This is a genomic window from Winogradskyella sp. (genome assembly GCF_965228925.1).
Classification (GTDB): Bacteria; Bacteroidota; Bacteroidia; order Flavobacteriales; family Flavobacteriaceae; genus Winogradskyella.
On record NZ_OZ245845.1, the window covers coordinates 607,467 to 631,075 of the forward strand.

The 23,609-nt window shown below is 36.8% G+C and carries 19 protein-coding genes; 9 read left to right on the forward strand and 10 right to left on the reverse strand.

The features are described from left to right. Positions 1–26 precede the first annotated feature (26 nt). Together pbpC and ACO052_RS02345 are read left to right on the forward strand one after the other, a co-directional pair. On the forward strand, positions 27–2,378 hold the full coding sequence (gene pbpC, locus ACO052_RS02340) for a penicillin-binding protein 1C (RefSeq protein WP_422106409.1): 2,352 nt from the start codon (positions 27–29) through the stop codon (positions 2,376–2,378). 48 nt (positions 2,379–2,426) lie between these two features. Then, positions 2,427–2,864, forward strand: coding sequence for a hypothetical protein (locus tag ACO052_RS02345; protein WP_422106410.1), 438 nt, complete (start codon positions 2,427–2,429; stop codon positions 2,862–2,864). A gap of 57 nt (positions 2,865–2,921) precedes the next feature. Here ACO052_RS02345 and ACO052_RS02350 read toward each other — a convergent pair whose 3' ends face one another. Then, positions 2,922–3,977: an endonuclease/exonuclease/phosphatase family protein gene (locus ACO052_RS02350; RefSeq protein WP_422106411.1), complete on the reverse strand. Its 1,056-nt coding sequence runs from the start codon at positions 3,975–3,977 to the stop codon at positions 2,922–2,924. A 136-nt stretch (positions 3,978–4,113) separates the two neighbouring features. Here ACO052_RS02350 and ACO052_RS02355 point away from each other — a divergent pair, with 136 nt between their 5' ends. From ACO052_RS02355 to ACO052_RS02365, 3 genes are all read left to right on the forward strand, one after another. After that, positions 4,114–7,002 carry a carboxypeptidase regulatory-like domain-containing protein gene (locus tag ACO052_RS02355; protein ID WP_422106412.1) on the forward strand — a complete coding sequence of 963 codons (2,889 nt, stop codon included), beginning with the start codon at positions 4,114–4,116 and terminating at the stop codon, positions 7,000–7,002. A 29-nt stretch (positions 7,003–7,031) separates the two neighbouring features. After that, on the forward strand, positions 7,032–8,474 hold the full coding sequence (locus ACO052_RS02360) for a DUF5689 domain-containing protein (RefSeq protein WP_422106413.1): 1,443 nt from the start codon (positions 7,032–7,034) through the stop codon (positions 8,472–8,474). A 64-nt stretch (positions 8,475–8,538) separates the two neighbouring features. Beyond that, complete coding sequence (locus tag ACO052_RS02365) at positions 8,539–8,901, forward strand: hypothetical protein (RefSeq protein WP_422106414.1); 363 nt, start codon at positions 8,539–8,541, stop codon at positions 8,899–8,901. A 90-nt stretch (positions 8,902–8,991) separates the two neighbouring features. Here the strand turns inward: ACO052_RS02365 and ACO052_RS02370 are convergent, their stop codons facing one another. After that, positions 8,992–9,390, reverse strand: a complete 399-nt coding sequence (locus ACO052_RS02370) for a heavy-metal-associated domain-containing protein (RefSeq protein ID WP_422106415.1) — start codon at positions 9,388–9,390, stop codon at positions 8,992–8,994. 96 nt (positions 9,391–9,486) lie between these two features. On the opposite strand from ACO052_RS02370, the gene ACO052_RS02375 reads away from it, so the two are divergent. Further along, positions 9,487–10,365, forward strand: coding sequence for a DMT family transporter (locus tag ACO052_RS02375; RefSeq protein ID WP_422106416.1), 879 nt, complete (start codon positions 9,487–9,489; stop codon positions 10,363–10,365). A gap of 48 nt (positions 10,366–10,413) precedes the next feature. Here ACO052_RS02375 and ACO052_RS02380 read toward each other — a convergent pair whose 3' ends face one another. Further along, positions 10,414–12,507, reverse strand: a complete 2,094-nt coding sequence (locus ACO052_RS02380; protein WP_422106417.1) for an insulinase family protein — start codon at positions 12,505–12,507, stop codon at positions 10,414–10,416. Beyond that, entirely contained in the window at positions 12,507–13,838 is a 1,332-nt protein-coding gene (locus tag ACO052_RS02385; protein ID WP_422106418.1) for a M16 family metallopeptidase, read from the reverse strand. The genes ACO052_RS02380 and ACO052_RS02385 overlap by 1 nt, the downstream gene beginning before the upstream one ends. Before the next feature lie 290 nt (positions 13,839–14,128). Here ACO052_RS02385 and rplU point away from each other — a divergent pair, with 290 nt between their 5' ends. The 3 genes from rplU (at position 14,129) to ACO052_RS02400 (ending at position 15,961) form a co-directional block, all read left to right on the forward strand. Beyond that, on the forward strand, positions 14,129–14,674 hold the full coding sequence (gene rplU / locus ACO052_RS02390) for a 50S ribosomal protein L21 (RefSeq protein ID WP_422106419.1): 546 nt from the start codon (positions 14,129–14,131) through the stop codon (positions 14,672–14,674). 27 nt (positions 14,675–14,701) lie between these two features. Beyond that, positions 14,702–14,962, forward strand: coding sequence for a 50S ribosomal protein L27 (gene rpmA / locus ACO052_RS02395; protein WP_076618949.1), 261 nt, complete (start codon positions 14,702–14,704; stop codon positions 14,960–14,962). A 270-nt stretch (positions 14,963–15,232) separates the two neighbouring features. Then, a complete protein-coding gene (locus ACO052_RS02400) occupies positions 15,233–15,961 on the forward strand; it encodes a GldM family protein (RefSeq protein ID WP_422106420.1) in 729 nt (242 codons plus the stop codon). Here ACO052_RS02400 and ACO052_RS02405 read toward each other — a convergent pair. From ACO052_RS02405 to ACO052_RS02430, 6 genes are all read right to left on the reverse strand, one after another. Then, positions 15,958–17,730, reverse strand: coding sequence for a MutS-related protein (locus ACO052_RS02405; protein WP_422106421.1), 1,773 nt, complete (start codon positions 17,728–17,730; stop codon positions 15,958–15,960). The genes ACO052_RS02400 and ACO052_RS02405 overlap by 4 nt on opposite strands. A 5-nt stretch (positions 17,731–17,735) precedes the next feature. Beyond that, a complete protein-coding gene (locus ACO052_RS02410; protein WP_422106422.1) occupies positions 17,736–18,650 on the reverse strand; it encodes a M20/M25/M40 family metallo-hydrolase in 915 nt (304 codons plus the stop codon). 76 nt (positions 18,651–18,726) lie between these two features. After that, a complete protein-coding gene (locus ACO052_RS02415) occupies positions 18,727–19,473 on the reverse strand; it encodes a succinate dehydrogenase/fumarate reductase iron-sulfur subunit (protein WP_422108030.1) in 747 nt (248 codons plus the stop codon). 9 nt (positions 19,474–19,482) lie between these two features. Further along, entirely contained in the window at positions 19,483–21,483 is a 2,001-nt protein-coding gene (locus tag ACO052_RS02420; protein ID WP_422106423.1) for a fumarate reductase/succinate dehydrogenase flavoprotein subunit, read from the reverse strand. A gap of 10 nt (positions 21,484–21,493) precedes the next feature. Continuing rightward, on the reverse strand, positions 21,494–22,180 hold the full coding sequence (locus ACO052_RS02425) for a succinate dehydrogenase cytochrome b subunit (RefSeq protein WP_422106424.1): 687 nt from the start codon (positions 22,178–22,180) through the stop codon (positions 21,494–21,496). Between the two features lie 128 nt (positions 22,181–22,308). Further along, on the reverse strand, positions 22,309–23,580 hold the full coding sequence (locus ACO052_RS02430) for a hypothetical protein (protein WP_422106425.1): 1,272 nt from the start codon (positions 23,578–23,580) through the stop codon (positions 22,309–22,311). Positions 23,581–23,609 lie beyond the last annotated feature (29 nt).

A 23,609-nucleotide genomic window follows, 5' to 3' on the forward strand; every position in this document is an offset into this window, starting at 1 on the left:
GCTTTTATATAGCATTTGTATAGTAAATGTATAGGTTAATACGGTTTGTAAAACGACATAAGGTAAAGTCTATCGTGGCTTTCGCACTACTTATTGCCTATTATTTTTGTTTACCAGCCCACTTATTTAAGGATCCAACGGCTACAATTATAACCAGTGATTCCAATGAATTATTAGGAGCATTAATAGCGGATGATGGGCAGTGGAGGTTTCCTGAAACTGATAGTGTTCCAGATAAATTTAAAACCTGTATTCTACTCTTTGAGGATGAATACTTTTACAAGCATCCTGGATTTAATCCCATCTCTATCTTTAAAGCATTTAAGGACAACTTGAGTTCTGGCACTGTAAAACGAGGGGGAAGTACTATCACTCAGCAAGTGATTCGCCTTTCTCGAAAAGGACAATCGAGAACGTATCTGGAAAAATTTAAAGAAATCATTTTAGCAACGCGATTAGAGTTTAGATGCTCCAAAGAGGACATTTTGAAACTCTATGCAAGTCATGCGCCTTTTGGCGGCAATGTTGTTGGTGTCGATGCTGCTTCTTGGAGGTATTTTAACCGTAGTGCTTCCAACTTATCTTGGGCAGAAAGTGCTACGCTAGCTGTATTGCCTAACGCCCCCAGTTTGATTTATCCTGGAAAAAATCAAAAGCGTTTATTGGATAAACGAAATCGCCTATTGAAAAAGCTACTTGAAAATGAGACTATCGACGAATTGACCTATGAACTTTCCATTGCCGAGGATTTGCCACAAAAACCATATCCATTACCTCAAATTGCACCGCACTTATTGCAAAAAGTCTCTAAAAACCATAAAGGCCAATACATTAAAACGACATTAAACGCAAATCTGCAAGAACAAGCTAATGGTATTGTAAAACAGCATTACATGCTTTTGAAGCAAAATGAGATTTATAACATTTCTGTATTGGTTTTAGACGTCAATACACGAAAAGTTTTGACCTACATAGGTAACGCCCCAACTGATAAAGCGCATCAAAAAAGTGTAGATATTATAGATAAACCTAGAAGTACAGGTAGCATATTAAAGCCTTTTCTTTATGCTGCGATGCTCGATTCTGGAGATTTATTACCGAATACCTTGGTTGCGGATATCCCAACACAATTTGGAAACTATCAACCTGAGAATTTTGATAATTCCTATGATGGCGCCGTACATGCTAACGAAGCATTATCGCGCTCTTTAAACGTGCCCGCAGTACGTATGCTTCAAGACTTTGGATTGGACCGTTTTTATCATTATTTACAACAATTAAAGTTAAAGGATTTAAAATACAATGCTAATCACTATGGCTTGTCTTTAGTGCTTGGAGGTGCAGAAAGTAACCTTTGGGATCTATGCAAAAGTTATGCAGCCATGGCATCGACACTGAATCATTTTAGCGATAATTCTAGTCAATACTTTACTAATGAGTATGTGCAACCCATTTATGACTCCAAAAAAACAATCGACTTTGGAAAGCTTACACATGAAAAATCTGTTTTTGATGCGGCTTCTATATATCTCACATTCGAAAGCATGAAACAAGTTAACCGACCTGAGCACGATGAAAGTTGGGAATTTTATGATTCTTCTCAAGATATTGCTTGGAAAACGGGAACAAGTTTTGGCTTTAGAGATGCTTGGGCAATCGGTGCCACTAGGGATTATGTAGTTGGCGTTTGGGTAGGTAACGCTGATGGTGAAGGACGACCAGGATTGGTTGGCGTACACACTGCAGCTCCTATTTTGTTCGACGTCTTTGATGTTTTGCCTAAAAGTGATTGGTTTGCAAAACCTTACGATGAAATGCTGGAGGTTACTATTTGCAAGCAAAGTGGTTACAGAGCTTCTTCTGTTTGCGATGAAACGGCATTGCGCCATATTCAAATTAGTGGACAAAAAACGGAGCCATGCCCTTTTCACAAAATGGTTCATTTAGATGTTTCTGGACAGTTTCAAGTCAACTCGTCTTGTGAGAACGTTTCAAATATCAATAATCAACCTTGGTTTGTATTGCCCCCTTTGCAAGCTTATTACTTTAAAAACAAAAATCCATTCTATAAAGCACTTCCTCCATATCGAAACGATTGTTCTGAATCCTTTGCCGTAAGTATGGAATTTATTTATCCCAATCAACAAAACACTATTTTTTTACCTAAGGATTTTGACGGGCATACCAATGATTTAGTACTTAAAGTGGCACACTCAAAACCAGAGTTAGAACTCTACTGGTATATTGACAATCAATATGTAGGCCGTACAAAAGATATTCATGATATGGCCGTTTTGCCGAAAGAAGGCGAACATTTGATTACCGTTGTGGATGAACTAGGTAATGAATTAAAACATAAAATTACGATTTCGGAGTAATTCCTTTCCTCTACAAATTCCTATTTTTGTACTCTAAACATTAATTTAATGAGTACAATTCAATTTATACATTCCGGTTGGGCTTATGTTGTATTGTTAGTCTTAGTACTGGCAACTTTAAATGCCTTAATAAAGTTTTTTGGTAATAAGGAGTTTGATGCGAAAGATTTTAGAATTTCGTTATTTGCTCTGATTACCATGCACATTCAATTATTGATAGGCATCATACTTTTCTTCTTAAAAGATTATTTCAGCACTATTAAAGAAGTAGGTGGCATGGGTGAAGTCATGAAAAATTCGGAATTGAGAAACCTCATTGTAGAACATCCGTTAACTATGATTATTGCTGTGACCTTAGTAACTATGGGTTACTCTAAGCATAAAAAGAAATTAGTATCGAAGCCAAAATTTAAAATGCTTGCTATTTTTTATACGCTCGCCTTAATTTTGGTTTTAGCTAAAATTCCTTGGAACCTCTGGTTTTAAAAGACAAAAAAGGCGCAAATTTAAATTTGCGCCTTTTTTGTTATTTCTCTATTCGTCTTACTTAACTTCTTTTATAAGATAGACATACACAGGAAAGTGGTCACTAAACCCACCTGTAAAACCCCCATCGGCAAAACTTCTAAATGGGTAGCCCTTCCATCTTCCGCGTTTATTGAACATGTAGGATGGATTATAAATACCGGCTTTCCAGAATCTAAACGACGAATAATCGTCATCTAATAATGGCTTTGTCATCATAATCTGATCGAACAAACTCAACGCATCTCTATAGGCTGTAGTCCCCCAACCTTTCTCAGTGAACATTTTTTCATAAGGGTTATAGATGCCTTTAAATGGGACTTTCTTTTTATCTTTTTTTGCTTTTAAGACCTTCTTTACGCTTTCATTAGTGGGGTCATCATTTAAATCACCCATGGTAAAGATTTTAGCATAAGGGTCTATAGACTGTAAGGAATCGATAAGACGCTTATTCAATTTGGCAGCCCCAACCCTTTTTGAACGACTTCTGGCTTCGCCACCACTTCGCGAGGGCCAATGGTTGACCAAAATATGAATTAAATCTCCCTCTAATTTTCCACTCACCAATAATTGATCTCTCGTATATACGCGTTTTCGCGTAACATCATCATAAATAAGCAACTCATGCGAGCTCGAATCCATAGGTTTAAACAGTGCCTTTTGGTATAACAAGGCGACATCAATACTTCGCTTATCTGGACCGTCATAATGAATAATGCCATAATCCTTACCCAATAATAATGGATCATTGATTAGGTCTTCGAGCACATCCCTGTTTTCAATTTCGCAAACACCAATGACAGCGGGTGAGTTATTGGCTTTGTCAGCGCCAATATTGGCAATAACTCTTGCCATATTCTTTATCTTCTTCTTATACACTTCAGAACGATTAGCCTTCATCTCCATGATTGGACTCGCCTCGTCATATTTTAGCGGATCATTGATTGTATCAAAGAGATTTTCTAAATTGTAGAACGCTACAGTGTGAATCTTAAAGCGCTTTTCTTCTTGTGCCCAAACATTTAAGGCACTAACCATTGATAGCAAGAGAAGAAGAGATTTTAATGATTTCATTTTAGTTATATTATCTAATTGTTATATCCTAAACAAATTGCTTGCCAAAAGTATGTAATAATTATAAATATAGTACATTTGCAGGCCTTAAATAACCATTATTTAATCTACTGTAACAATCAATTTAAAATTAGGTATGAAAAAAAGTTTTTTACTCTTTTTGTTCGGAATTACCTTTTCTTTAATGGGTTTTGCACAACAAACCATTGTTAAAGGAAGTGTTTTGGACGGAACTACAGGAGAACCTATTCCTGATGTAACGATTACCATTGAAGAAACTGGGCAAACCTTGAAAACCGATGCCAAAGGTGAGTTTAGTTTTACTCAGAATGTGCCATTAGGCGAACAAGTTCTGAAAATCGAAAAGGTAGGTTATGTTACAAAGCGTTACCCCATCATTGTTAACGAGGGTCAGACCGTCGATATTAGCGGTATGACACTCGATTTTGATACGAGTGACAAAAAAGATTTATTCATTATTTCAATTTCTGACGACAATTTAAATAGTGAAGATGATGGTTTAACGGATAATATTTCTGGTCTGTTACAAGCCTCAAGAGATGTTTTCCTCAGTGCTGCGGCTTTTGATTTTAGTGCTACCTTCTTTAGACCAAGAGGTCTGGACAATGCCAACGGTAAGGTTCTTATTAATGGTGTTGAGATGAACAAGCAATTTAACGGAAGACCTCAATGGGGCAACTGGGGAGGCCTTAACGATGTGCAGCGTAACCAAGAATTTACTATGGGAACCTCTGCAAACGATTACAACTTTGGTGATCTAGCAGGTACTAATAACATTATGATGCGTGCCTCAAAATATAGACGTGGTGGCCGTATCTCTTATGCCTCTGCGAACCGTAGCTATCAAGGTAGAGTTATGGCAAGCTATAGCTCTGGTCTTTTAGAAGGCGGATGGTCCTATTCTGTTTTGGGATCGCGTCGTTTTGGAGAGGAAGGCTATTTTGACGGTACATTATATGATGCTAACTCATTTTTTATAGCTGTAGAAAAACAAATTAATGAAAAACACAGCTTAAACTTTACAGGTATTTATGCTCAAAACCGTCGTGGTCGTTCTACGGCAATAACTCAAGAGGTTTTTGACCTGAAAGGCAGACGTTATAACCCATTTTGGGGGATGTTTGATGGTGAGCAACGCAACTCGAGAATTAGAGAAATTGAAGAGCCCATTTTAATGTTAAATCACTATTGGGACATATCACCAAAAGTGAAGTTAAACACAAATATTGCTTACCAATTCGGTGAAATTGCCAATACGCGTATTGACAATAATGGTACCAGAATTATTGAAAATAATGGGCAACAAACGATTAACGGTGGTGCCCGTAATCCTACTCCAGAATATTGGCAAAGTCTACCGAGCTTTTACTTGCAAGGGGAAAATCCTACGACTTATGACTATCAGCAGGCTTTTGCTGTGCAACAAGACTTTGTAAATGATGGGCAATTAGATTGGAATCTATTTTATACAGCTAACCAGCTTAACGGTTATACCGTATACGCCCTTCAGGCCGATGTTGTCAAAGACCAACAATGGACATTTAATTCTATTTTAGATGCGGAATTAGCAGATAATATTCGCTTAAATGCCAATATTAATTACAGACATTTAAATAGTGAAAACTTTGCGCGAATTGAAGATTTGTTAGGAGGCTCGGGATTCTTGGATGTTAATGCATTTTTTGAAGATGCACAGCAAACCGGAACTATAAATGCAGCACAGAGTAATATAAGAACTCCAAACCGCATCGCAGGAGAAGGTGACAAGTACCGTTATCATTATGATATTAATTCCGATGTTTTATCATCCTTTGTCCAGGCACAATTTAAATACAATAGTGTCGACTTTTATCTCGCGGCAAGTATCTCAAATACATCATATCAACGCGAAGGTTTTTTCGAAAACGGATTTTACCCAAATAACGTCCCGAATATCATTGGATCTTTTGGAAAAAGTGAAAAGGTAGATTTTACGAATTTTGGTATCAAAGGTGGACTGACCTATAAAGTTACAGGTAAACATTTAATCGATGTCAATGCCAGTTACTTTACCAAGGCACCAGGCATACGAACTACTTTTGGCAATGCGCGTCAAAACAATTTAATTATTAATGATTTAGACAGTGAAACTGTTCAATCTGTTGACGCAAGTTATATCTTTAGATCACCAATTGTAAAAGCAAGATTAACGGGTTATTACACCAACTTTACTGATGGTACAGAAGTTAACTTTTTCTTCTCTGAGGCCGGTGCTTCTTTAATGCAAGAAATTATGACTAATATTGACCGACGTAACTTTGGTGGTGAACTAGGTATTGAAGCGCAGGTTACACCAACCATAAAACTTAAAGGTGTTGCCGCTATAGGTCAGTTTAGCTTTACCAATAATCCAGATGTCTACTATTCTTCGGATTTATACACTAATTTATCATATGGAGATGGAAAGACAAACCTAAAAGATCTTCGTGTCTCTAGTGGTCCTGAACGTGCTTTTCAGATAGGGTTTGAATATAGAGATCCTGATTTTTGGAACTTTGGGGTAACGACTAACTTCTTCTCCCATGCCTATGTGGATCCAAGTGCCTTAAAACGTTCTGGATTCTTCCCACAAGATCCGGATGCTTATAACCTTTCTGAAGGTCCTAACAGTATAATAGCAAACGATACCGATGGCATTATTAATATATCAGGCTACGGCGTAGCCGATTACGATGAAGATGTCGCTAGAGAGATATTGCAACAAGAACGTTTTGAGGACTATATGCTGGTTAATTTAATCGGAGGAAAGTCATGGAAGATTAATGATTATTTTGTTGGCTTTTTTGCAACAATTAATAACGTGTTTAACCGCGAATATAGAACTGGAGGCTTTGAGCAATCCAGACGTCTTGACTATCTTAGTCAAATAGAAGAACAAAATAATACTGGTGGTCCAGTTTTTGGAAACCGCTACTTTTTTGGTAATGGTACCACATACTACCTCAATGTGTATGTAAGATTTTAAATAAAAAGAAGAAATTTAATATTATAAAAATGAAAATTTTAAACCGAAACAACGTTTTATTAACCTTATTAACCTTAGCTTTAATAAGTTTTACTGCCTGTGTAGAAGACGATGATTTTGACACTCCGAGTAGCGAAATTACTGAACCTACGTTTGAAGAAGGGACTATTTTTACCACTCTTTCTGCAGTAGCCGGTGCACTTTCTCAAGAACAAGATGATAATGATGGAATTTTTGATCCTCAACCTCTAGATTACTCAAATGAAAATGTGACTTTTACCTACGAGTTTAATGAAAGTGACTTAATATTAGAAGCTTACGTTATTTCTTCTGATGAAGGAGGTAATTTTTTCGAAGAAATTCTTTTACAAGACAATTTTGAAAACCCAACGACTGGAATCAAATTACAAATTGATTTAAATCCATTATTTGTTAGATACGATGTTGGAAGAAAACTCTATATCAAATTAAATGGTTTAACCGTGGGTATCTCCAATGGCGTATTAACTCTAGGTCAGGCCAATGGCAACGAAGTGGATAAGATTTCTCCTGCTGATGAATTTGATGTGATTCAAAGATCTTCAGAAAAACAAGAGATTGTCCCATTAGCTCTAGAGTTTTCAGAATTTACAGAAGATAAAACCAATTTATTTGTACAATTACAGGACGTACAGTTCAACAGAAACCAAGCAGGACAATTGAGTTATGCCTCAGAAGCTTCAGATCAGTTTGATGGAGAACGTACCCTAGAAAGTTGTACCGAATCGGCTTCTGTGGTATTTAGTACAAGTACATTCGCAGATTTTGGCCCAGCGACATTAGCATCAGGAAGAGGTACTATCAATGGTATCTTAACCCGTAATTTTGAAGGTGACTCTTTTAATATTGTTGTCAATACCCTAGAAGGGGTTCAATTGACTAATGCGGAACGTTGCGATCCAGACTTTTTAGAGTGTACAGGACCTTCTGGTGGTGGTTCAGCCATTTTTGAAGAAGACTTTGAAGGCTTCGGCACATACGCTTCAGAAGGTTGGGATAACATAAACATTAGTGGTACCGACACCGATTGGTTTATCAGTAGTTTTAGCGGAAACTTCTACTCACGTATCTCTGCATTTAGCTCTGGCAATTCAGAAGCTGATGTTTGGTTAGTGACACCTGCTATCAATATGGACGGTACTACAGGCGAAGAATTGTCTTTTGATGTACAGGCTAACTTTGACAATGGTACTAATTTATCGGTTTGGGTTTCTACAGATTATGCTGGTGATCCAACTACAGCAACTTGGAGTATTTTGGATGCTACAATTCCTGTGGGACCTGCCAGCACATTTGGAGATTTTGAAACGGTTGGCCCAATCAATATTTCTTGTGTTGATGGTGATATGGTTGTCGGATTCTTTTATGAAGGTTCTGACCCAAGCGCAACAACAAGATATCATGTCGATAATGTCGTAGTTACTGGTAACTAAGACATCAATTAAAAACTTTAAAGCCGCAGCATTTTAATGCTGTGGCTTTTTTATTTTTGGGCTAATGTTAGATAACTATTACATATCCGTTTTTAACTTTTACAAAAAGAGATATGGTAAGCGCAGTCTTAAAATAGCACTATTCTATATTAACTTTTTAGAGCTTTCTATTGTACTGGCCTTAGCTACTTTTTTTATGGCTTTCGCCCAACAGATGAAATTTATAACGATGTCGCCTTCAAAATTTTGGACCCTATTTAGTATCATCGCTATATGTATTGTCTTTAAAAACTGGATGCGCTACAATGGTAAAAAACGACATGTTCTCAATGCGCGATTAAAACGGAACGTCGCCTCCATTTACCTATTATGGTTTCTACCATTAGGTTGTCTTATCATTGCTTTTGCATTATTACAAGTGCAATAAAAAAGCACTATCTCTTAAGATAGTGCTTCAAGAAACCAATAACTGGTTATTTTTTTGGCCTAATTGCCTTTTTAATGGGCCTTATATCGATTAGTTTTCACTTTCAAAACTATCCACAACTTTCATGTCCTTAACCTTGTAAACCTCACCTGCCTTGGCAACTGTTTCTTCTAAAGATTTATGTGTTACTTTAGCCTCATCGTATTCGACCATTGCCATACGCTTGTCAAAATCTACTTTGGCAGATTTAACACCATCCATCTTAGCCATTTTCTTTTCAATGGTTTTGGCACACCCCATAGCACAAGTCATCCCTTCAATTCCGAACTCGACTTTGGCATAAGTGGCATTAGGATCTAAAGTTTTGGCTACATCTTTTTGAGCAACTTCTACATCTACCGTTTTAACTTCTGGCTGGGCATTATCTTTACAAGCTACAAAAGCTAAAACCGTAATTGCAACAATACATATATTCTTAAATGTCTTCATAGATACAAACTATTAAATTTTGGCTAAATCTAATAAATATTGCTATTTCTTGCGAAGGAATTAACGATTTTTGTGATTCCTTGACAACATTTTTGTATGAAAAACCCTAATATAAAGTGGATTTACCTTCTCATTCTTTCCGTTATTTGGGGAAGCTCCTTCATTCTTATAAAGAAATCGCTTTTAGGCCTAAATCCCTATCAACTTGGGGCAATTAGAACTATTATAACAGGTGTTATTCTTATTTCGACCGGATTCTATCATTTAAAAAAGATTCCAAAATCCAAATGGAAATGGCTATTCATTTCTGGGCTTTTAGGCTCATTTATCCCTGCTTTTTTCTTTGCTATTGCAGAAACAGAAATTGATAGTGCTGTCGCTTCCATACTTAACTCGTTAGTGCCTTTAAATACTATTTTACTAGGGTTTGCCGTATTTAAAATTGCATCGACTAAACGTCAAGTAATTGGCGTTATTATTGGATTTATAGGTACGGTATTATTGATTCTAAAAGGCTCTGCACTAAATCCAAATCAAAACTATCTATACGCCGGCTTTGTTATTGCCTCAACGCTAATGTATGCGGCTAATGTAAACATCATAAAACGCTATTTGCAAGATGTAAAGCCTCTGGCCATCGCTGCTGGTAATTATGTTTTTATCGTTCTTCCTGCACTATTGATCTTAGGATTTACAGACTTTTTTTCGACCGAACGTCTTCATCATCCAAATTTACCAGAGGCCTTGCTCTATGTTACTATTCTTTCGGTATTTGGTACGGCTTTGGCAAAAGTTGTTTTCAATAAATTGATTCAAATTTCCACCCCCGTGTTTGCCTCTTCCGTAACTTATATCATGCCCATCATAGCTTTAATTTGGGGAATTTTAGACGGCGAATCCTTTAGCATCCTACAAGCTTTGGCCGCTATGCTCATACTCATAGGAGTCTATCTATCACATAAAAAACGCACATAAAAAAACCGAAGCAATAGCTTCGGTTTTATGATTATATAGATCGAGATTTTAATTGAAATCTTCGGCTGTTACACCTTCGTTTATTTTTACTTCTTTGGTTTCAAAAACAAAGGCCTGTGGTCCTGCAGTGACTTTCATCGTATAAGGCATCATTACACCATTAACGTCTTTGTAATTAGAATAATCGGTTATAGTAGTTACAGATTGACCTTGAGTCTCGTTGGTCTCTTCCGTTCTTAATAAATAACCTGTCTCAGCATCATAGTATCTATATGATGATTTATCGTCCTTAGTAACTTTAATTTTATAAACATCAGTACCATCAATGGCCGTCTTACTTTCCAATTCTAAAGTTGACGGTTCCATATACAACTCGTCAAATAACCCTTTTGTAGATTTTCTAGAAGACACATCTTTTTCGTCCATTGGAATTTTCCGTCCTTGCTGCTCCATATAACCATTCTCGCCATCAAAGTTTTGCTTCATTAAAGTACCCATACCTTCTGCAACAACTTCCATAGAAAACTTATTCGGTGACATTTGCTTTATAACCGCATTTGGTTTAAACGGTGCACCAGGAATGGTCATTTCTGAACTCGTCAAAGTTGTATTTATAGCTCTAAGTTTTTCTTCACCACCAATCGCTTTTACATAATTCTTTACAACAGTTTCGGCAGTTAAACCTTCCGGTAAAGGTTTAGAAAACACTGGTTTTTCAGTCTTATTGGCATATTTATCATAATACAGAATAGGGATGTCCGTTTTCTCTAGGTTATCTAAAACCTCGCTTCCTTTTCCTACAATAACAATTCTTTGATTAACACCAAGATATTTGTTTGCAACACGCTGAACATCTTCTACACTAACATCATTGATTTTCTGTAAATATGTCGTGTAGAAATCTTGCGGTAAATCGTTGAGTTTAATGTTAAGTGCATAATTGGCAACGGTTTGTGGACGCTCTAACCCCATGATAAAATTACCCACATATTTAGCCTTTGAATCCTTCAGTAATTGGGCATCTACCGGTTCTGTTTTAATACGCTTTATTTCTTTTAAAAATTCAACAACAGCACTATCCGTTACCTCATTTCTTACTTTAGCAGAGGCATTGAAGCGTCCCAATCCGTAGCGGCTTGCCCCTAAGCTTGAGTAAGCTCCATAGGTATACCCTTTGTCTTCACGAAGGTTTTTAAACAAGTAACCTTCTCCGCCACCACCTAGAATGTTGTTAGTGATTAAGGCTGCATGATAATCCTCATCCTTCATTTTTAAATCAACGTTATTAGTAACGAAGATGCTAGATTGTGTTGAGTTTGGGTTATCTACAAAATTAATCTGCGTATACTGTGCATTTGGTGCTGCCGGTTGCAATGGAATAGAAACATCTACTGAATTTTCCCATTTACCAAAGTGTGTTTTAACCTGTCTTTGTACATTGCTGACGTCTACATCGCCAATAACCACTAAATAGGCATTATTGGGGTTAAAATACTTTTGATAAAACGCGAGTACATCCGAAAACGTCACATTATTTATAGTTTCTTCAGTAACATATTCGCCATACGCATGATTTTTTCCATAAGCTAATACATTTCTAACTCTTCTGCTTATCGCGTCAACATCTTTTTCTTCTTGCTTTATACTTTCGAGAAGTTTAGCCTTTTCCTTTTCAAACTCTTCTTCTGTCAATAAGGAATTTATAGCAGCATCAGCCATTAATTCCAAAATACGATCTGAATATTTTGATAGCGAGCCTGCAAAGCCACCGGAGAAACCAAAGCTTAAATTCGCCCCTAAGAAATCTATTTCTTCATTAAACTCATCTTTAGAAATTGTGGTAGTCCCATTTCCTAACATAGCACCAAGAATACTTTCAATACCTGCCTTATCTTTCGTGGCAATAGGGTTATTATCTATTCTAAGTGAATAAGATACTCTAGGTAACTTGTGGTTCTCAACGACAAGAACTTCCATTCCATTATCGAGTTTAAACTCCGATGGAACTTCAAGTTTTATCTCTGGCTCTGGGCCAGGTTTTGGCATTTTAGATCTATCAAGTTGCGCATTTAAACCTAATGAGACTAAAGTCAATAGGACAAACGTAACAGCCTTTAAATTCATATTATATCGTGTTTTCATTATTGGTCGTCTTTTTTAGGTAAATATTTAATTTCTATGCGCTGATTAGGACTTAGGTACTTTTTAGCAACATCTCTTATTTCTTCTCTTGTTATAGATCGGTATAAATCTAATTGTGTATTAATAAGATTAACATCGCCATAAAGTAAATAGTAGGTCGCCAAGGAGCCTGCAATACCTTCAACACTAGTGTTTGAGTTTACAAATCGATTTTCAAATTGATTTAATAATTTTTGATAATTACGTTCAGAAATGAGTTCTGATTGCATTATTTTTATTTCTTCATCCATTTCAGAAAGAAGCGTTTCTAAAGCCACATCGCCAAGAGGTATAGCAAAAAGCGCGAAAATATTGTGATCTACTTGCCCTAAGTTTACAGCTTGCACAGCAAGAGCTTGCTTTTGTTCATCTACCATTTTTTTGTAAAGCACAGAGCTTTTTCCACCACTTAAATAACTCGATATCATATCCAAAACATAGGCATCTCTTGATGATTGTGGTGGAAGTCTATATGCCGCAATAATGGCTGGTAATTGGATATTAGCATCAAAGGCCTCTACTTGCTTAGATGCCGTAATAGGTGTTTCCTTAGGGAAGTTTCTAACTGGTTTTGGTCTTTGCTTTACCTCACTAAAGTAGGTCTTTACCAATTTTTTAGTCTCGTTGGTGTCAATATCTCCAGCAACAACTAAAACCGCATTATTAGGCGTATAATATTTATCAAAATAGGCATAAAATTCTTCAAGTGTTGAAGCATTGATATCCTCCATAAACCCAAGAACTGAATTTTTGTAGGGATGTGCTTCAAATAGATTTTCATTGATCACTTCTAATATTTTCCCATAAGGTGCATCCGTTCTTTGACGTTTTTCTTCTTTTACAACCTCCTTTTGAGTATCAACTCCGATTTGATCAATGACTGGGTGCAACATGCGTTCCGATTCTAGCCACAATCCTAATTCTAACTTATTTGATGGAAAAATATCGTAGTAGTATGTTCTGTCCATAGAGGTGTTAGCATTAAATGTGCCTCCATTCGCAGGAATAATTTTCATAAACTCACCACGTTCAATGTTTTCTGAACCTTCAAATAACAGATGCTCAAAAAAGTGGGCAAAACCAGTTCTATAACCCGTCTCAGCTTTTCCGCCAAGATCTTTTCCACCAACATCGTACATTACGGACGTTATAACAACTGGTGCAGAATTGTCTTGATGTAAAATTACATGCAGACCATTATCTAAATCGAACTCTGTAAACTCTACTTGCTGCGCGTTAGAATAAAATCCAACTAACAGTAAGATAAATAGAGCAAATACGCTTTTTTTCATTATTAATAGTATTTAAATTTTAAAATTGTTCTCGTGTTTGACTATGCAATAGGTGTATTGTTACATAAAGCCTTGCAAAAATAAGGAATGATAAGCCTTTTTAACATAATAAAATGTGAAAACTCCGATAAATAACTACACAAGACATCATGTTTGTTTTACAAGTATCCTAAAAACAAGCTGAAAAGCCTAAAAACGTTTGTAGATTAGGAATTTAGAAGTATATTTGCATCCGCTTTCTGAGAAAAGCATATTTTGATTAATAAACAAATTAATAAAAACGTTACGCTATGTACGCAATTGTAGAGATAGCAGGGCATCAATTTAAAGTTGAGAAAGACCAAAAAGTTTTTGTTAACCGTTTGTCTACCGAAGAAGGAAAGAAAGTCGCTTTCGACAATGTTCTTTTAATAGGAAATGGTAACGATATTACTTTAGGCGCCCCAGCTATAGACGGAGCACAAGTCAGTGCAAAAGTCTTAAAGCACCTTAAAGGTGATAAGGTGATCGTTTTCAAAAAGAAAAGACGTAAAGGTTACCGTGTTAAAAATGGACACAGACAGGCCTTGACTGAAATCGTTATTGAGGGAATCACAGCATCAGGAGCCAAAAAGGCTGCTCCTAAGAAAGAATCAGCCGCTGCTAAAGCTAAGGCTGACACAACAACTAAAAAAGAAGCGCCAAAGGCAGACGCTAAGCCAGCTGCTAAAGTTGAAGAGGGAACTCAAGACTTGAGTAAATTGACCGTAGCTCAATTAAAAGAGATGGCAAAAGCGAAAGGAATCGAAGGTATTTCTTCTATGAAGAAAGCTGATTTGATCGCTGCTTTAAGCTAAATATTAACAATATAAAACCTAAAGACAATGGCTCATAAAAAAGGAGTTGGTAGTTCTAAAAACGGTAGAGAATCAGAATCGAAACGCTTAGGTGTTAAGATTTTTGGTGGACAAGCTGCAGTTGCAGGGAATATCATCGTAAGACAAAGAGGTAATACACATCACCCAGGTGAAAATGTATACCAAGGCAAAGACCACACTTTACATGCTAAAGTTGATGGTATCGTACAATTTACTAAGAAGAAAGACAATAAGTCTTATGTTTCTATAGCACCGTTCGAGGCTTAAGAAATTTACTTCTTAAAGATTTTAAAACCCTTTCTATTTAGAGAGGGTTTTTTTAGTTTAAAAACACCCCTAAAGTCCCCTCAAGGGGACAATACATTTACCTTTAATTTGCTCAAATATCCCTTTGAGGGTTGTTGAAATGAAAGTAGTAGCTTTGATTGAAGATACCTAGTGTTGTTCATAGGAATGTAGAGCGTATGTTTGCTTCTTTTTTCACCAACACTAATTCTTTTAGATTTCCGTTATCTGACTGAAAGTTAACCTATCTTAATGAAGCACTTATTCTCAACTTTATTTATTCTATTTATTATTCAAAGCTGTAAGACTTCATATAGTAAAACTGAATTGCTCAAAGAAAACAACATCTTAAAAGAGCGTCTTAAAGCGTTTGAAGCATTAGACACGCTGCACAATAAAACCGCTTTAGAACTTAAAAATATGAATGTGGTTTATAGAGGCATTTCTAATCCTATTTATATTTCGAAACCTAATGCCTTATCCTTTGAAGCGTCGGCGTTTGGATTAAAGAAGAAAGACAATTATGGCAATTACGCTTTAAGTCCCGGTTCTGGTCATACAGTAGATATTAAAATAAAATCTAAACTTAAAAATGGGGACTCTTTAATTGAATTGAAAACTTTGAGAATTAAAGATATTGGAAATCTAAATGGAACGATTAATCGTTTGGGTTGTGGAGCTAAGTGTGAAATTCAAATGTCCAAAGAAGAATTGGCCAATGCCGAGGTCGGGGTGAAAGTCAATGATTTTTTACTGGATTGGGAATTTAAAGTAAATGGGTTTAAAATCTATTTGCATGGAACAACATATGACGTTAAAGGAAATAAAATCAATGATTCGACAAAGCCTAAACTCAAAAACTTAAGGACAAATGATGAAGTCATCATTTTTGATATAAAGCTAAAAATAATCGGTGCTCCTGCTGGTCTTCGATATAAAAACCCATCACCGATTAGTATTAATATAGTTGAGAATAATTAAACAATGTCCATCTTCTTCAGTAAGAAGCTCGCATTCATGTTTTGGCAAACCCCTTGTTTGAGCTTATAATCGAAAAAGAGCTCATCGTTGATAATTTGGGCATCAAAAAAGTAGTTTTTGACGGCATCTAATTCCGCTTCAATTTTGGTAAGACTTAAATCGTGCGTGGCAATGATGCCTGTGGCATTTAATTTTACCAGTTTCTCAACAAATTTTCTAGAACCGATGGCTTTGTCCGTACTATTAGTTCCTTTTAATATCTCGTCTAAAATGACAAAATAGTTCCTATCCTTCTCAATGGTATCGACCACAAACTTTAGCCTTGTCAATTCACTAAAGAAATAGGAGCTATCATCCGTTAAGGAATCGGTTGTCCGCATACTCGTTATGAGTTTAATAGGTCTGTATTGGCTATGTTTGGCACAAACTGGTAGCCCAACATTAGCCATAACCACATGCAGGCCAACAGTTCTTAAAAACGTACTTTTACCAGCCATATTGGCTCCAGTTACAATAAAGAATTCTTCTTGTTCTAACCCTACGTCACTATTGACGCGTTTTTCAGTATGTAACAAAGGATGTCCTAAATCCTTAGCTTTAATGGTCGTGTTCTGATTGGTAATTTCGGGATAGGTAAACGCTTGGTGATTAAAGGCATAATTTCCAAAACTATTATAAGCATCAAAAAATGTAACCACTTCAAACCAATCCTCAACCTTATCAGCGTACCTAGCAATCCATTGTTCTATATGGTAGGCCTGCCTTATATCCCACAGTAAGTAGCCATTCCCAAATATGGCGGAAATAAAATTATTCCTGTTGTCGAGTGCGTCTAAGGCCTTTGAAAATCTTGAAAATATCTGAGATGCCTTGAGGTCTTCTGATTGAATTTTTTGTTGCTTTTCTAACAACAACTTTGACTCGAACTCTTGTTGCTCTATCTGCCCCAATAGTAAAGCATACTGTCTAAAAGTATCTTTAGCCTTCTCAGTGTTTTGTGCAAGCGTACTGATGGATTTTAAATAACGCCCAGTTATGGCTAAGCCCAATAGCAGCCAATAACCTGCGTATTTAATTGGGATAATCTCAATGATTCCCAAAACTAAAATTACAACCGAAGCAACACTAAAAACCGTGGTCAATCTATAGAGTGTTGTATTTAAACTTGGCGTATAGTCTTTCAACCACTGAATTATTGACTTGGCTGGATATTCAATGGCGACGCCTTGAGCTATGCCAGAGTAGTGCTGCCTCCACTTTGGCATTTTCGAAAGCTCTTGTATAGCCTCTTGTCTTAACGCTATATCTACAATATTATTAGCAAGGAGTTGATCTGCTAAAGTATCAGTACCTTCTTTAATAGTAGTACGATTTATAAATTGAAAAAAAGAACCTCTACCAAACAAATCGATATCTAAACTATAGTAGTGTCTTGGGTCTTGAAACCGAGCACCATCAGCTCTATTATGAAAATCACCCGAAGCGATGTTAAGCTCGGCTTGGTTAATAGCGGCTAATCTTTTATGAAGCGCACGTTTGGCCTTTAAATCCGTGTACCGCGATAGTAAAAAAAGAAATAGTGCCAGTCCTAAGGCACTAATAAATAACGCTACTTTCCAATACCCAAAGCTCAAATAAATGCCGAAAGCTGTTAGTACAAAAACAGAAAGTCGCAGAACACTAAGCAGACCCATTTGTTTATAGGTGTTCCTAGCCTCAGCTTGGTGCTTGGCTAATTGTTCATTATAGAATGTTATAGGATTTTGCATATAACTCAAACACCTTTTTCGTCAATTTCTAGTAAGATAGATAAAATAATTTCTACGGCATTTATATAGAATTGTGGCGTAATATTTTCAAAATCATCAGAAGGTGTGTGATAATCTGAGTGATCTTCATTACCAAAATATAAAAACGGAATTCCATGTTCATGAAAAGGTGAATGATCGGACGACAATGTCCAATCAACTTTACCATCAGTACCATCATGCCCTACTAATAATTTGGTCGACGTAGGATTTTCAAAACGTTCAATAATCTCTTCCAGAGGTTTGTGATATCTTCCACCAACAACATACAACTCATTCTTCGGGCTGCGGCTAATCATATCCATGTTGATGTTAAGGAGCACATTTTCTTCTTTAATAGTCCTAACAAAATGTTTTGACCCTTGCAATCCTATTTCTTCAGCATCAAAAGCAGCTAAAATAATGGAATGTTTAGGAGGGTTGTCTTTTAAATATTGAGCGAAGGTAAATAAAGCTGCCACACCTGAGGCATTATCATCGGCTCCATTATAAATTTGTCCATTCTTTCCAATCCCTAAATGGTCGTAATGTGCACTAATAACTATGTATTTATCTTTATATGTCGTGCCATTTACCAAACCTAAAATATTTGTCCCCGTGATGGTACTTTCATTGCGCTTAACATCAAAATCGTGTTTATAGTTTCGGAAAGGCTGAACCCCCAAGTCCTCAAAATTCTTAATTATATAGTTTTGTGCAAGCCGTCCTCCAGCACTTCCTGTTGCTCTACCTTGATACATATCAAAGCTTAAGGTTTTTACATGCTCTAATAGTTGAGCTTCATTAAAAAGTGCTGTTTTACTTTTAACATCTTGATTTTGTACACATGACGAAACAGAAATCAGAATTGTGGACAATAAAGCAATACATTTCTTTTTCATACTGGGATATTGTATTCAAATAAATGAAAAATCCTAAGCACTGCCTAGGATTTATAATAAACTTATGACTTAAATTTTAACCTTTAAAGCTGGCTGCTAAATATTCGCGATTCATTCGTGCGATATTTTCTAAAGATATGCCTTTTGGACACTCAACCTCACAAGCCCCTGTATTGGTACAATTACCAAAACCTTCATCGTCCATTTGCTTCACCATGTTTAAAACACGGTCTGTTGCTTCAACCTGTCCTTGTGGTAATAAAGCGAACTGAGACACCTTTGCAGAAACAAATAACATAGCCGAAGAGTTTTTACAGCTTGCCACACAAGCCCCACAACCAATACAAGTGGCGGCATCAAAAGCCTTATCTGCATTTTCCTTTTCAATAGGAATAGCATTGGCATCTTGGGTATTTCCGGAGGTGTTCACCGAAATAAATCCACCGGCTTGTTGGATACGATCAAAGGACGTTCGGTCTACAATTAAATCTTTTATTACTGGAAAGGCTTTAGCTCGCCATGGTTCTATATAAATTGTATCCCCATCCTTGAAGCTACGCATATGTAACTGACAAGCCGTTATACGCGTTTGAGGACCATGTGCTCTACCATTGATATATAAAGAGCATGTTCCACAAATGCCTTCTCTACAATCATGATCAAAAGCCACGGGAGATTCCCCTTTCTCAATCAACTCCTGATTAAGAACATCTAGCATCTCCAGAAATGACATATCTGGAGAAATGTCACTGACGGGATAGTCCACTATTTTTCCTTTATCGTTGGCATCCTTTTGACGCCATATTTTTAATGTTAAATTCATCATAGCTTTTTATTTGTAACTTCTCTCTTTCACTTCAATATTTTTGTATTCTAAGGACTCCTTGTGGTGTACAGCCTCACTAGGTTGGCCTTTATATTCCCAAGCGGATACGTACTGATAGTCTTTTACACGTAAGGCTTCTCCACCTTCGGTTTGATATTCTTCCCTGAAATGGCCTCCGGCAGATTCATTACGCTCTAAAGCATCCTTGGCAAATAATTCACCAAGCTCTAAGAAATCCGCAACGCGACCTGCTTTAGCCAATTCTTCATTGTATTCATTTTCTGTGCCCGGAACAAAGACATCTCTATGGAACTCTTCTCTTAACTCAGCAATCTCAGTAATTGCCTCTTTTAATTCTTTTTCGTTCCGTGCCATTCCACATTTATTCCACATAATCTTCCCTAAACGTTTATGAAAATGATCAACCGACTTGGTGCCCTTATTATTAATGAGCTTATCAATGGTAGCTCTAACATTCTTCTCAGCCTCATCAAATTCTTTAGTGTCTGTAGGTATTGGACCTGTTCTAATATCATGCGCCAAATAATCACCTATGGTATAAGGCAACACAAAATAACCATCGGCTAAGCCTTGCATTAAGGCAGATGCTCCAAGCCTGTTTGCACCGTGATCAGAAAAATTAGCTTCCCCAGCAGCATACAACCCAGGAACCGTAGTCATAAGGTTGTAATCTACCCATAGACCACCCATTGTATAGTGTACCGCAGGATAAATCATCATTGGTGTTTCGTATGGATTTTGATCGACAATCTTCTCGTACATCTGGAATAAATTACCGTACTTGTTCTCGACAACCTTTTTACCCAAATCGGCCACTACCTTTTTATCGTCAACATCCAGACCTTTTACGTAGGCCTGTTCTTTTCCATAACGTTCTATGGCAGATGCAAAATCCAAATACACCGCTTCACCAGTTTGGTTAACTCCATAACCGGCATCACAACGTTCTTTTGCCGCCCTTGAGGCTACATCGCGAGGCACTAAGTTTCCGAAAGCAGGATAACGACGCTCCAAGTAGTAATCGCGATCTTCTTCTGCGATTTCAGTGGGTTTTAAACTGCCATTTCTAATGGCTTCAACATCTTTTTTGTGCTTTGGTACCCAGATGCGTCCATCGTTTCTTAAAGATTCGGACATCAAGGTCAATTTAGATTGATGATCTCCTGATACTGGAATACAGGTCGGATGAATTTGCGTATAACATGGATTCGCAAAAAATGCGCCACGTTTATGGGCTTTCCACGCCGCAGTCACATTAGAGCCCATGGCGTATGTGGATAAATAAAATGCATTACCGTAACCTCCTGTAGCCAAAACCACAGCATGTGCCGAATGACGTTGAATTTCACCAGTAATAAGATTACGTGCTATAATACCCCTTGCTTTTCCATCGACTAGCACCACATCCAACATTTCATGGCGTGCGTACATCTTTATTTTACCGCGTCCGATCTGACGGTTCATAGCCGCATAAGCCCCTAGCAATAATTGCTGTCCGGTTTGACCTTTAGCATAAAAGGTCCGTGATACCAATACACCCCCAAACGAACGGTTATCTAATAAGCCCCCATATTCTCTTGCAAACGGTACGCCTTGTGCCACACACTGGTCTATAATATTGGTAGACACCTCAGCCAAGCGATACACATTGGCTTCGCGCGAGCGATAATCCCCTCCTTTTACAGTGTCGTAAAACAATCTATAGGTGGAATCCCCGTCTCCTTGATAATTTTTAGCTGCATTGATACCCCCTTGCGCCGCAATAGAGTGTGCACGTCTTGGTGAATCTTGAAAACAAAACGCTTTGACATTATAACCTAATTCTGCTAAGGTCGCTGCAGCAGAACCACCGGCTAAACCTGTACCGACAATAATAACGTCAATTAAACGCTTATTCGCAGGATTAACAAGATTGATATCATTCTTATGTTTGGTCCACTTGTCCGCTAAAGGACCTTCTGGTATTTTAGAATCTAATATTGACATAGTGTATTTTTTAATGGGTAAAGTGATGATATACTGCAATGAAAATGAATAAAGCAGGTATACCTATAGCGTAAACTTTACTAAATCCTTTGAGTCCTTTAATGTATTTATTATTGGCACCAATAGACTGGAAAGACGAATTAAAGCCATGCAATAAATGTAAAGCTAATAAGACAAAGGCCACCACATAAATACCTACTCTAACAGGACTGACAAATTTTTCGCGTAGTTCTTCATAGTAACGGAATCCCGATTCTGCATTGTTGGGATCTATGAGGCCGCTCATATCCCCATTGACATATTTTACGGTCATCTCATGCACCCAAAAATCATAAAAGTGAACTAATAAAAACGCTAAAATTACGAGTCCACTAAACAACATGTTTCGCGACATCCAAGTCGAATTATCTTTAGCTGAGTTACTTGCATATTTGACGCTCCTAGACGCTCTGTTCTTGGCTTCAAGGATAAAGCCCATCACAAAATGAAAAACAACCCCAAAAATCAAAATGGGTTGCATAAGCCCTTGAACCAATGGATTTGTTCCCATAAAATGAGACAAATCATTAAACAGTTCCTCGCTAAAGACCGAGGTAAAATTTATGGAAACATGCATTACGAGAAAAATCATGAGGAAGAGTGCCGAAAGCGCCATGGCAAACTTTCTTCCAATCGAAGAATTTAAAATTCCGCTCATTGTAGATCTAATCTTTTTGTTAGTCCTACAAAAATACAGTACAATCCACGTATTAGCAACTGACGTCTGTCATAATTATTTATTTAGAATGGTTTTAATCTATAGAAGATTTACATAACAAAAGGAAGCTATTCCATTTCATAAATAGGTCGACTGGCCTTGGAGTCAGAGATTAAAATTGCATAGTCTATAAAATCTAGTGTAGACATGCCTCTTACTGCTTCACCGTTAGATGGTTCATCTGTCATTATAACCTCAATTAAATCGGGCTCCTTTTGAAAATAAGGAGAGTCTTTTCCATTTAAACGGTATAGGGTTTTATCCGATAACTTGGTGTCTTTCAGGTTTACTATACCGCGGAAATATTCTTTTTCATAATCTCCAATACCGTAACCACCTTCGGTGGTATAACCCGTATACTTACCGTTATCGTCATATATTTCATCCCAAACAACATGACTTTTAGTGAGATACCCAATTACAGAAACAATAGTATTCTTATCGTAAATATTATTTTCGATAAGTCTGTTGAAGAAATAAGAATACCCCTTTTTGCCTTCTCTTGATTTCATGAGGTGTGAAAAGCCCATTCTCATAAATTGCGGATTTAATTCAAAACTAAAGCGCTTTTTTAATGCTATATAATTAGAATATATTGTAGGCTCTCTATCCTTTCTAAAATCCCTGAAAGTCACTTTAATATTGGCTATAATGTGGTTAAAATCTTCTTTTTTGGCGATTGCGTCATAAAAAAGCTTCTTATTCTGCTCAAAATCAGCAACAAATTCCCTAAAAACACGCTTGGAGTAACTCTCATAACCAATGGAGTAATCTGTAGTGTCCATAGAAACCATATGTTTTAAATTTTCATGTGCTTGTGATAAACTAGTTTTACTATCTATTAATTCTAGAATGTGTTTAGACGTGTACTTATAACTAACCAATAAATCAATGCCTAAAACTTTCAACTTCTTATCTCTTGGAAGCGCCTCATTTATGGTTCTTAGTTGTTTCCATTTGTTGTACGTTTCAATACTTCTGTCTTGAGGAACCCTTGAGCCGTACGTAGTTACCAAGTCCTTTAGAAGCAACGTATCGCCAGTATTAAGGTAATAATCAAAGTAATGCGCAATGCTAAAATCTGTTTCAGGCAGATAGTACTTTATGGCATTTTGTTTTGTTAAAGATTGGATAAGTTTTAATTCTATATCTTCTGTTTTAGCACTGCCGTGATACGCTCCAAATCCTATAATTTTGAATCCTTGCTGCGGAAACTCAAATTCCTCAAGGTTTAAATCATAATTGTTGTTATTAAGGTATTCTTTTTTTGAAATTTCCTTATCCTGCTTGCAAGAAAAAGCTAATAAACATATCAAAGTACTTAAAATAATTTGTCTCATAATGATTGTTTTCTGATGATGAAACAAAC